The following is a 9,935-nucleotide window of genomic DNA, read 5'->3' as shown; positions in this document are numbered from 1 at the left end:
GCAGGTGGAGCGCCCTTCATTCGCTCATCGAATAGGCGCGTTCGGCGCCGGCCGCCGCCCAGGCGGTATTGGGCGTGGCCTGCAGGGTGAAGCGCAGTTCGCCGCCGGCCATGAGTTCCTCGTGGCGCAGGAACGCGCGGTTCAGCGGCCGCCCGTTGAGGGTGACGTTGCCGACGTAGGGATGCGCATCGTCCAGGCCGTCGGCGATCACCGTGAAGCGCTTGCCGTTGGGCAGCGCCAGGGTGGCGCGCGGCAGGAACGGGCGGCCGAGGATGTACTGGTTGCTGGCCGGCGCCACCGGGTAGAAGCCCAGCGCGGTGAACACGTACCAGGCCGACATCTGCCCCATGTCGTCGTTGCCGGCCAGGCCGTCCGGGCGCGCGGCGTACTGGCTGCGCATGATCTGCTGCAGCCGCGCCTGGGTGCGCCACGGCTGCCCGGCGTAGGCATACAGATAGGTGACATGGTGGCTGGGCTCGTTGCCGTGCGCGTACCAGCCGATCAGGCCGGTGATGTCCTCCATGTGCGCGAACACCTTGGGATCGACCTTGGCGTCGAACACCTGGTCCAGCCGCGCCAGCAGCTTGTCGTCGCCGCCGTGCGCGCGGGCCAGGCCGGCCACGTCCTGCGGCACGTACCAGGAGTACTGCCAGGCGTTGCCTTCGGTGTAGTCGGTGCCGTAGCCGCTGGCGTCCGGATCGAACGGGGTGCGGAAGCTGCCGTCGCGCTTGCGCGCGCGCATGAAGCCGGTGCCCGGGTCGAAGGCGTTGCGCCAGTTGCCGGCGCGCTTGGCGAAGGCGGCGGCGACCTCGATGCGGCCCATGTCCTGCGCCATGCGCGCGATGGTCCAGTCGTCGAAGGCGTACTCCAGGGTCTTGGAGGCGGCCTCGCCTTCCTCGTCGATCGGCACGTAGCCCAGTTCGCGGTACTGGGCGATGCCGTCGTAGGGGCCGTAGTTGGCGCTGGCCACCATGGCCTTGAGCGCGGCGTCGGTGTCGTAGCCGCGGATGCCCTTCATGTACGCGTCGGCGATCACCGGCACCGCGTGATAGCCGATCATGCACCAGGTCTCCAGGCCGTGGAACGCCCACACCGGCAGCACCCCGTAGGGGCTTTCGCGCTGGTGCGCGAGCAGCGAGTTGACGATGTCGTTGGTGCGTTGCGGCGGCTGCACGATGGTCAGCAGCGGATGCAGCGCGCGGTAGGTGTCCCACAGCGAGAACGTCGAATAGTGGGTGTAGCCCTGCGCCTGGTGCACGGCGTTGTCGGGCCCGCGGTAGCGGCCGTCGCTGTCCATGAACAGGGTCGGGCCGAGCAGGCTGTGATACAGCGCGGTGTAGAACTGGGTGCGCTGGGTGGGCGGCGCATCCACCTCCACCGCGCCCAGCGCCTGCGCCCATTGCGCACGTGCCGCGCGGCGCACGCCATCGAAATCCCAGCCCGGCACTTCGGCGTCGAGATTGGCGATGGCGCTGTCCTCGCTGACCGGCGAGATCGCCACCTTGACCAGCAGCGGCCCGCGCAGGGCGTCGCCGAAGTCGAACGATCCCACCAGTTGCCGGCCTTCGATCTGCGCGCGCTGGATGGGGTCGTTATCGCCCGGCGGCGGGAAGCCCTTGTAGGGGATGTCCTGCTCGGTGTTGTGGAAGGCGTGGCCGCGCAGCGGCTGCGAGAAGCGCAGGGCGAAGTACAGCTGCCGCCCCGGCGCCCAGCCGCGGGTCTCGCGGAAGCCGGTGACGGTGCCGTCGGCGCGCAGGCGCAACCGCGACCAGCTGATCTTGCCCGGGTAGTCGTACAGGCTGGTACGCAGGTCCAGCAGCACATGCGCCGGCTGGCCGGCCGGGTAGCTGTAGCGGTGCACGCCGACGCGGGCGCTGGCAGTGAGTTCGGCGCGGACCTTGTAGTCGTCCAGGGTCACCGCGTAGTAGCCCGGCTCGGCGCGCTCGTCATCGTGGCGGAAGCGCGCGCTGTAGCCGCTGCCGGGCGTGTCCGGGTCGCCACGCTCCAGCCGCACCGCGCCGCTGATCGGCATCAACAGCACGTCGCCCAGGTCGGAGTGGCCGGTGCCGGAGAAATGCGTGTGCGAGAAGCCGACCAGGCTGCGGTCGTCGTAGCGGTAGCCCGCCGCCCAGCCGTAGGCGTCCTTGCGCGGCTGGATGCGCGTGTCCGGGCTCAGCTGGACCATGCCGAACGGCACCGTGGCGCCGGGATAGGTGTGGCCCTCGCCGCCGGTACCGATGAAGGGATCCACCGCCGCGACCGCACGCTCGCCGGCGGTGGCGCCGGTTGCAGCGGCAGCGGACGCGATCGGCCACAGCGCGGCCAGCAGCAGTGCGGCAGCGCCGCCCAGCATCCTCGAGCTGCGCATGGCAGGCTCCCCGTATCGAATCGATCCAAACGGATAGCACAAAGCCCGGGGAATGCCTTGCTGCACTGCAAAATGCGCATCCGATGACGACAGCGCAGGATGAGCGACCTTTTGAACCGGTCTAATGCGCCGTGGCGCCGTCTCCCGCCGACAAACGCGTCACCGTGTCCGATATCGCCGCCGCCTGCGGCGTGTCGCGGGCGACCGTGTCGCTGGTGCTGCGCAACAGCCCGCTGGTGCACGCGGACACGCGCGCGCGGGTGGCGGCGGAGATCGCCCGCCAGGGCTACGTCTACCACCGCGGCGCGGCCAGCCTGCGCGGCCGCGCGTCCAATGCGGTGGCGCTGGTGGTCAACGACCTGGCCAATCCGTTCTTCGCCGAGTTCGCCGGCGGCGTCGACGCGGCGCTGGCCGAGGCCGGCTACGTGATGCTGATGGGCAGCACCGGCGAGTCGCCGGAGCGCCAGCAGACCGTGCTGGCCTCGCTGATCGAGCACCATCCGGCGGCGATGATCCTCTCGCCCACCGAGAACACCGACGCGGCACGGCTGCGCCAGTTGCTGGGGCCGCGCCTGCCGGTGCTGCTGTTCAACCGTGCGCTGGACGGCGACTGGCCGCTGCTGGCGCTGGACAACCGCCGCGGCGCGCGCCTGGCCACCGAACACCTGCTGGCGCAGGGCCACCGCGCCATCGCCTTCTTCGGCGGCCACCGCCAGTCCAGCTCCTGCGCCGAGCGGCGCGCCGGCTACCGCGAGACGCTAGCCGCCGCCGGCATAGCGGTCGACCCGGCGTGGCTGATCGAGTGCGCGCCGACCCGGCTGGACGCCGCGCGCCAGGCCGGTGCGCTGTGCGCGCGCGACCCGCTGCCGACCGCCTTGGTCTGCTACAACGACGTGGTCGCCCTGGGCCTGGCCAGCGGCCTGGCCGAACGCGGCCGCGTCGCCGGCCGCGACTACGCGCTGATCGGCTTCGACGACATCCCCGAAGCCGCCGTCGCCACCCCGCCGCTGTCCACCGTCGCCGTCGCCCCGCGCGAGCGCGGCATGCAGGCCGCACGCCTGGTGCTGGACGCGCTGCGTCACCGGCAGGCCCTGCCTGCGCTTACCATCGCCCCCGCCCGGCTGTGCCTGCGTGCCAGCAGCCGGGTCGCCCTCTCGCCCGTTCCCGGAGTCGCTGCATGAGCCGTCGCCCGCTGTCCAACACCGCCGCCATCGCGGTGGTCAGCATGATCTTCTTCACCTGGGGCGGCCTGACCAGCCTCAACGACGTGTTGATCCCGCATCTGAAAGCCGTGTTCCAGATGAACTACGCGCAGTCGATGCTGATCCAGTTCACCTTCTTCGGCGCCTACTTCCTGATGTCGGTGCCGGCCGGCGCGGTGGTGTCGCGGACCGGCTACAAGGCCAGCATCGTCATCGGCCTGGTGGTGGCGGCGATCGGCGCGGCGATGTTCTACCCCGCCGCGCGCCTGCCCTCCTACCCGCTGTTCCTGACCGCGCTGTTCGTGCTGGCCAGCGGCATCACCCTGCTGCAGGTGGCCGCCAATCCGTACATCAGCCTGATCGGCGCGCCGGAGAAGGCGCCGAGCCGGCTCAACTTCGCGCAGGCGCTGAACTCGCTGGGCACCACCGTGTTCCCGTGGCTGATCGGCCCGTTGATCCTGGCCGGCGCGGTGCTCGGCGCCGACCAGCTGGCGGCGATGAACCCCGAGCAGTTGTCCGCCTACCGCATCGAGCAGGCGCGCTCGGTGGAAATCCCCTACCTGATGCTGGCCGGCGGCCTGCTGTTGCTGGCGGTGTTCGTGCTGGTGATGCGGGTGCCGTCGCTGCGCGAGGACAGCGACGCCGGCACCGAATCGCATCACAGCTTCGCCGACGCGCTGCGCCACCCGCACCTGCTGTGGGGCGTGGTGGCGATCTTCATGTACGTGGGCGCGGAAGTGTCGATCGGCAGCTTCCTGATCAACTACATCTCCGGCCCCACCACCGGCGGCCTGACCGAAGCCGATGCCAGCGGCTACCTGCCGTTCTACTGGGGCGGCGCGATGGTCGGCCGCTTCGCCGGCGCGGCGCTGCTGCAGTTCGTCCCGGCGCGCAAGCTGCTGGCGACCTTCGCCGGCATCGCCTCGCTGCTGCTGATCGCCACCATGCTCAGCACCGGCCATGTGGCGATGTGGAGCGTGATCGCGATCGGCCTGTTCAACTCGATCATGTTCCCGACCATCTTCACCGTGGCCATCGAGCGCCTGGGCGTGCTCACCAGCAAGGCCTCCAGCCTGCTGATCATGGGCATCGTCGGCGGCGCCATCGTGCCGCTGGCGCAGGGCGCGCTGGCCGACGCCATCGGCATCCAGCACGCCTTCGTGATCCCGCTGCTGTGCTACGCCTACATCGTCTGGTACGGCCTGCGCGGCTCGCGCCTGTCGCCGGACCTGGCGGCGGCCGCGCCCGCCACCGCACCGACTGCGCGCGTGATGCACTGATCCTTTCCCGGCACGCCGGCGGCCCACACGCCGCCGCCGTGCGCCGCTGCCTTCCCCTCTCTCACCCAGTTCGCCAGCCAACCGCATGAACCTGCCCGCCACGCCCCTGCCCGACTTCGCCGACGCCGCCGTCCTGCGCGCGCACATCGCCGACACCATGGCCTTCTACCACCCGCGCGCGATCGACCCGGCGGGCGGCTTCTTCCACTACTTCCGCGACGACGGCAGCGTGTACGACGCCGGCCATCGCCACCTAGTCAGCAGCACCCGCTTCGTCTTCAACTACGCGATGGCGGCGATCGAATTCGCCGACTCGGCGCTGGCCGCGGAGTACCTGGACGCCGCGCGCCACGGCCTGCGCTACCTGCGCGAGGTGCACCGCGATCCCGCCAGCGGCGGCTACGTGTGGACCCTGCGCGATGGCGTGGCCGAGGACCGCACCCAGCACGCCTACGGCGCCGCCTTCGTGCTGCTGGCCTACGCCACCGCGAAGAAGGCCGGCCTGGATACCGACGCGTGGATGGACGAGACCTGGCAGCTGCTGGAAACCCGCTACTGGGATGCCGCCGCCGGCCTGTACCGCGACGAGGCGACGCCGGAATGGACGTTTTCCAGCTACCGCGGCCAGAACGCCAACATGCACCTGTGCGAAGCGTTGATCGCCGCCTACGAGGCCAGCGCCGAGCCGCGCTACCTGCAGCGCGCGCTGCTGCTGGCCGACCACATCACCCGCCGCCAGGCGGCGTTGGCCGGCGGCCTGGTGTGGGAGCACTACGACGCGAACTGGCAGGTGGACTGGGACTACAACCGCGACAACCCCAAGCACCTGTTCCGGCCGTGGGGCTTCCAGCCCGGCCACCAGGTCGAGTGGTCCAAGTTGCTGGTGCTGCTGCACGGTCACCTGCAGGCGGCCACCGGCGCCGCGCCGGCGTGGTTGCTGCCGACCGCGCGCCACCTGTTCGACACCGCCCTGGCGCACGGCTGGGACGCGCAGCACGGCGGCATCGTCTACGGCTTCGCCTCCGGCACCGAAGAGGCGCCGGTGGTCGGGGTGCCGGACGTGGCCGCGGCGCCGACCTATTTCTGCGACGACGACAAGTACTTCTGGGTGCAGGCCGAAGCGATCGCCGCCGCGGCGCGGCTGCTGGCCGCCACTGGCGATGCCACGTATCGCGCCGCCTACGACAAACTCTGGGCGTATTCCTGGGCGCATTTGGTCGACCACCGCTACGGCGCCTGGTTCCGCATCCTCAGCCGCGACAACCGCAGCTACAGCGACGAGAAGAGCCCGGCCGGCAAGACCGACTACCACACCATGGGTGCCTGCCATGATGTGCTGGCGGTGATGCGCGGCAGCAAGGCGTTCGCGTAGGCGAATGCCACCCGCACAGAGGCGCAGCGATCCTGCGCCCCTGTTGCCCGTTGTAGGAGCGGCGGCGCCGCGTCACATGGCAACATCCACACGCAAGGTAGCGGCTCACTCCTCCACCCACAAAAAAGCCCCGCACATGGCGGGGCTTTTTCGTTGCCGCGAACCGCGCTCGATCAGTCGATGTCGAGGAAGCTGCGCAGCTGTTCCGAGCGGCTCGGGTGACGCAGCTTGCGCAGCGCCTTGGCCTCTATCTGGCGGATGCGCTCGCGGGTCACGTCGAACTGCTTGCCGACTTCCTCGAGGGTGTGGTCGGTGTTCATGTCGATGCCGAAGCGCATGCGCAGCACCTTGGCTTCCCGCGGGGTCAGGCCGGCGAGCACGTCGCGCACGGTCTCGGACAGGTTGATGTTGGTGGTGTTCTCGATCGGGGACTCCACGTTGGTGTCCTCGATGAAGTCGCCCAGATGCGAATCCTCGTCGTCGCCGATCGGGGTTTCCATCGAGATCGGCTCCTTGGCGATCTTCATCACCTTGCGGATCTTGTCCTCCGGCATGTCCATTTCCTTGGCCAGCTCCTCCGGGGTGGCCTCGCGGCCGTACTGCTGGAGCATCTGCCGGGAAATGCGGTTCAACTTGTTGATCGTCTCGATCATGTGCACCGGGATGCGGATGGTGCGCGCCTGGTCGGCGATCGAGCGGGTGATCGCCTGGCGGATCCACCAGGTGGCGTAGGTCGAGAACTTGTAGCCGCGGCGGTACTCGAACTTGTCCACCGCCTTCATCAGGCCGATGTTGCCTTCCTGGATCAGGTCGAGGAACTGCAGGCCGCGGTTGGTGTACTTCTTGGCGATCGAGATCACCAGGCGCAGGTTGGCCTCGACCATTTCCTTCTTGGCCTTGCGCGCCTTGGCTTCGCCATAGGCCATGGCGCGGCTGATTTCCTTCAGCTCGGCCAGGCTCAGGTAGGTGGCCTGCTCCACCGCGACGGTGGCTTCCTGCTCGGCGATGATCTGGTCCTTGACGTCGCGCAGCGCCGACGACCACTTCTGCTTGCGCTTGAGCGCGTCGTCGACCCAGGCCACGTTGGTCTGGTTGCCTTCCCAGGAACGGATGAAGTCCTTGCGCGGCATGCGCGCCACGTGGGTGGCCAGATGCAGCACGCGGCGCTCGTGGTCCTTGACCTGGGCCATGGTGTCGCGCAGCTTGCGCACCAGCACGTCGGTCAGCGGCAGCGGCAGCTTCAGGGTGACGAACACCTCGGCGATGTCGTTGCGCAGCTTGGTGACCAGCTTGTGCTCGGCGCCGTTCTTGGCGTGGGCCTTCTTGAACTTGGCGTACTCGGTGGCCAGCACGTCCATGCGCCGCGCGACCTCGGCCGGGTCCGGGCCGGTCGGGCCGGCATCCTCTTCGGCGGTGTCGACGTCGTCGTCGTCGTCCTCGTCGGCATCGGCATCGGTGGCGCTGTCGTCGTCGGACACCGCGACCGGCGGCGCCGGCTCTTCCTCGATCAGGTCGTTGAAGCCGACCACGATCTCGGCCAGGCGCTTCTTGCCTTCCTTGTGCTGTTCGTAGTCCTCGAGCAGGGTCTCCACCGCCAGCGGGAACGCGCCGAGCGCGGCCTGCACCTGGCCGAGGCCTTCCTCGATGCGCTTGGCGATGGCGATCTCGCCTTCACGGGTCAGCAGTTCTACTGTGCCCATCTCGCGCATGTACATGCGCACCGGATCGGTGGTGCGGCCACCCTCGGTGTCGAGCGCGGTCAGCGCCGCCGCGGCTTCTTCGGCCGCGGTATCGTCGACTTCGCGGTTGCCGGTGTTGCCGTCGTTGAGCAACAGGGTTTCGGCATCGGGCGCAACTTCATGGACATCGATGCCCATGCCGTTGATCATGCCGATGATGTCTTCGATCTGTTCGGGGTCGACCAGATCGTCGGGAAGATGGTCGTTGACTTCCGCGTAGGTCAGATAGCCCTGTTCCAGGCCCTTGCTGATCAGTTGCTTGATGTCGGATTGCTGGGCAGGACGTTCGTTGGCCATGAGTGCTCGCGCCACCGGCAGGTAGGTGAATGAGTGAACCTAGCATTATAACAGCCCGGACCGCCGCTTGCCGGACGAGGAGCCTGAACGGCTCCGCCAGGAACGCGCCGGCGTCTACGGCCGGAGCAGGAAAGTGACCGGGCCGTCGTTGACCAGGCTGACGATCATATGGGCACCGAAACGGCCGGTTTCCACCCCTGGCGGGTGCTGCGCGCGGCACAGCTCCAGCAATCGGTTGAAGCCGCGTTCAGCCTCGGCCGGCGGTGCCGCGGTGGTGAAACTGGGCCGCATGCCCGAGCCGGTGTCGGCAGCCAGGGTGAACTGGCTGACCAGCAGCAGGCCGCCGCCGGTGTCGCGCAACGAGCGGTTCATGCGGCCGCTGTCGTCGGAGAACACCCGGTAGCCGAGCAGGCGCTCGGCCATGCGCCGCAGCTTGGCCTCGTCGTCGCCCGGCTCCACCGCCACCAGCGCCAGCAGGCCGGGCCCGATCTGGCCCACGACCTCGCCGTCGACGCTGACCGAGGCCTGGGTGACGCGTTGGATCAACGAGAGCATAGGGCCGGGATTGGGGATTGGGGATTGGGGATTCGGGATTCGGGATTCGGGTTCGCCCCGCGCGCTAAGCGATCGGCTGCGATCACGCAGGATCATCGCCGAACCGCCTGGATTGGGGAAGCCGGATCGCATGCCGCTGAGGGGATCCGCGATGTCCATCGGGCGGGCCCGGCACGCCGAGCGGATAAACTGGGCCGATGAAACCCGCCACGCTCGCTTCCCTGCTGTACCGCTGCGCCGCCGCCGTGGCGCGCCTGCCGTGGCCGTGGCTGCGCCACCTGGCCGACGGCCTGGCCGGGCTGTGGCTGCGCCTGGACGCGCGCGAGAGCCGGGTGGTCCGGCGCAATCTGGAACTGGCCTATCCGGAGCTGCTGCCCAGCGAGCGCGTCGCCCTGCAGCGCGACGTGCTGCGCTCCACCGCGCGGCAGGCGTTCGAGACGCTGGCGCTGTGGACCCGGCCGCCGGAACAGAACCTGGCGCGGCTGCGCCTGCGCCACGGCCAGGAGCTGTACGACGCGGCGCTGGCCGCCGGCCGCGGGGTGATCGTGGCCGCACCGCATTTCGGCAACTGGGAACTGCTCAACCAGTGGCTGGCCTCGCGCGGCGACATCGCCATCGTCTACAAGGCGCCGGAGTCGGCGATCGGCGATGCCTTCCTGCAGCTGGTGCGCAGCGGCGAGCGGGTGCGCCAGGTGCGCGCCGAGGGCCCGGCGGTGCGGCAGTTGTTCAAGACGCTGAAGGACGGCGGCGCGGTCGGCATCCTGCCCGACCAGCAGCCCAAGGCCGGCGACGGCGTGTTCGCGCCGTTCTTCGGCGTGCCGGCACTGACCATGACCCTGGTCAACCGCCTGGCCGAGCGCACCGGCGCCACCGTGCTGTTCGCCTGGTGCGAGCGCGTCGGCAACGACCTGGAGTTCGCCCTGCACGTGCAGCCGGCGCCGCCGGACATCGCCGATGCCGACCCGCTGCGCGCGGCCACCGCGCTCAACGCGGGCGTGGAGCGGGTGGCGCGGCGCGACCCGGCGCAGTACCAGTGGACCTACAAGCGCTACACCCTGCGCCCGGACCCGGCCGAGCCCAATCCCTACGCCACCGAGCGCCATCCGCACTAAGGCACCCGGC

The 9,935-nt window shown here is 69.7% G+C and carries 7 protein-coding genes; 4 read left to right on the top strand and 3 right to left on the bottom strand.

Annotated elements, in window-relative coordinates; all coding sequences use genetic code 11:
* Positions 1 to 16: 16 nt before the first annotated feature.
* Entirely contained in the window at positions 17 to 2,353 is a 2,337-nt protein-coding gene (locus M3U25_RS10090) for a GH92 family glycosyl hydrolase (RefSeq protein WP_355499274.1), read from the bottom strand.
* A 146-nt stretch (positions 2,354 to 2,499) separates the two neighbouring features.
* On the opposite strand from M3U25_RS10090, the gene M3U25_RS10085 reads away from it, so the two are divergent.
* The 3 genes from M3U25_RS10085 (at position 2,500) to M3U25_RS10075 (ending at position 6,222) form a co-directional block, all read left to right on the top strand.
* The gene (locus M3U25_RS10085) at positions 2,500 to 3,549 is read left to right on the top strand and encodes a LacI family DNA-binding transcriptional regulator (protein WP_355499175.1); all 1,050 of its coding nucleotides are present in this window, start codon (positions 2,500 to 2,502) and stop codon (positions 3,547 to 3,549) included.
* Complete coding sequence (locus M3U25_RS10080; RefSeq protein WP_355499178.1) at positions 3,546 to 4,850, top strand: sugar MFS transporter; 1,305 nt, start codon at positions 3,546 to 3,548, stop codon at positions 4,848 to 4,850. The genes M3U25_RS10085 and M3U25_RS10080 overlap by 4 nt, the downstream gene beginning before the upstream one ends.
* An 85-nt stretch (positions 4,851 to 4,935) precedes the next feature.
* Positions 4,936 to 6,222, top strand: coding sequence for an AGE family epimerase/isomerase (locus M3U25_RS10075; RefSeq protein ID WP_355499181.1), 1,287 nt, complete (start codon positions 4,936 to 4,938; stop codon positions 6,220 to 6,222).
* A 173-nt stretch (positions 6,223 to 6,395) separates the two neighbouring features.
* Here the strand turns inward: M3U25_RS10075 and rpoD are convergent, their stop codons facing one another.
* Together rpoD and dtd are read right to left on the bottom strand one after the other, a co-directional pair.
* Positions 6,396 to 8,258: an RNA polymerase sigma factor RpoD gene (gene rpoD / locus M3U25_RS10070; RefSeq protein ID WP_355499184.1), complete on the bottom strand. Its 1,863-nt coding sequence runs from the start codon at positions 8,256 to 8,258 to the stop codon at positions 6,396 to 6,398.
* Between the two features lie 114 nt (positions 8,259 to 8,372).
* Positions 8,373 to 8,813, bottom strand: coding sequence for a D-aminoacyl-tRNA deacylase (dtd, locus tag M3U25_RS10065; RefSeq protein WP_355499187.1), 441 nt, complete (start codon positions 8,811 to 8,813; stop codon positions 8,373 to 8,375).
* Positions 8,814 to 9,010: 197 nt separating this feature from the next.
* On the opposite strand from dtd, the gene M3U25_RS10060 reads away from it, so the two are divergent.
* Positions 9,011 to 9,925 carry a lauroyl acyltransferase gene (locus M3U25_RS10060; RefSeq protein WP_355499190.1) on the top strand — a complete coding sequence of 305 codons (915 nt, stop codon included), beginning with the start codon at positions 9,011 to 9,013 and terminating at the stop codon, positions 9,923 to 9,925.
* The last annotated feature ends 10 nt before the right edge of the window (positions 9,926 to 9,935 follow it).

This window comes from Xanthomonas sp. PPL134, from assembly GCF_040595915.1.
Lineage (GTDB): Bacteria > Pseudomonadota > Gammaproteobacteria > Xanthomonadales > Xanthomonadaceae > Xanthomonas_A > Xanthomonas_A indica.
Note: the sequence above shows the minus strand (reverse complement) of the source record. Positions and strands in the feature narration are given on the sequence as shown.

Coding starts and splice junctions, on each gene's coding strand:
- M3U25_RS10060 (WP_355499190.1), top strand. CDS start 9,011: ATGAAACCCGCCACGCTCGCTTCCCTGCTGTACCGCTGCGCCGCCGCC.
- rpoD (WP_355499184.1), bottom strand. CDS start 8,258: ATGGCCAACGAACGTCCTGCCCAGCAATCCGACATCAAGCAACTGATC.
- M3U25_RS10090 (WP_355499274.1), bottom strand. CDS start 2,353: ATGCTGGGCGGCGCTGCCGCACTGCTGCTGGCCGCGCTGTGGCCGATC.
- M3U25_RS10080 (WP_355499178.1), top strand. CDS start 3,546: ATGAGCCGTCGCCCGCTGTCCAACACCGCCGCCATCGCGGTGGTCAGC.
- dtd (WP_355499187.1), bottom strand. CDS start 8,813: ATGCTCTCGTTGATCCAACGCGTCACCCAGGCCTCGGTCAGCGTCGAC.
- M3U25_RS10075 (WP_355499181.1), top strand. CDS start 4,936: ATGAACCTGCCCGCCACGCCCCTGCCCGACTTCGCCGACGCCGCCGTC.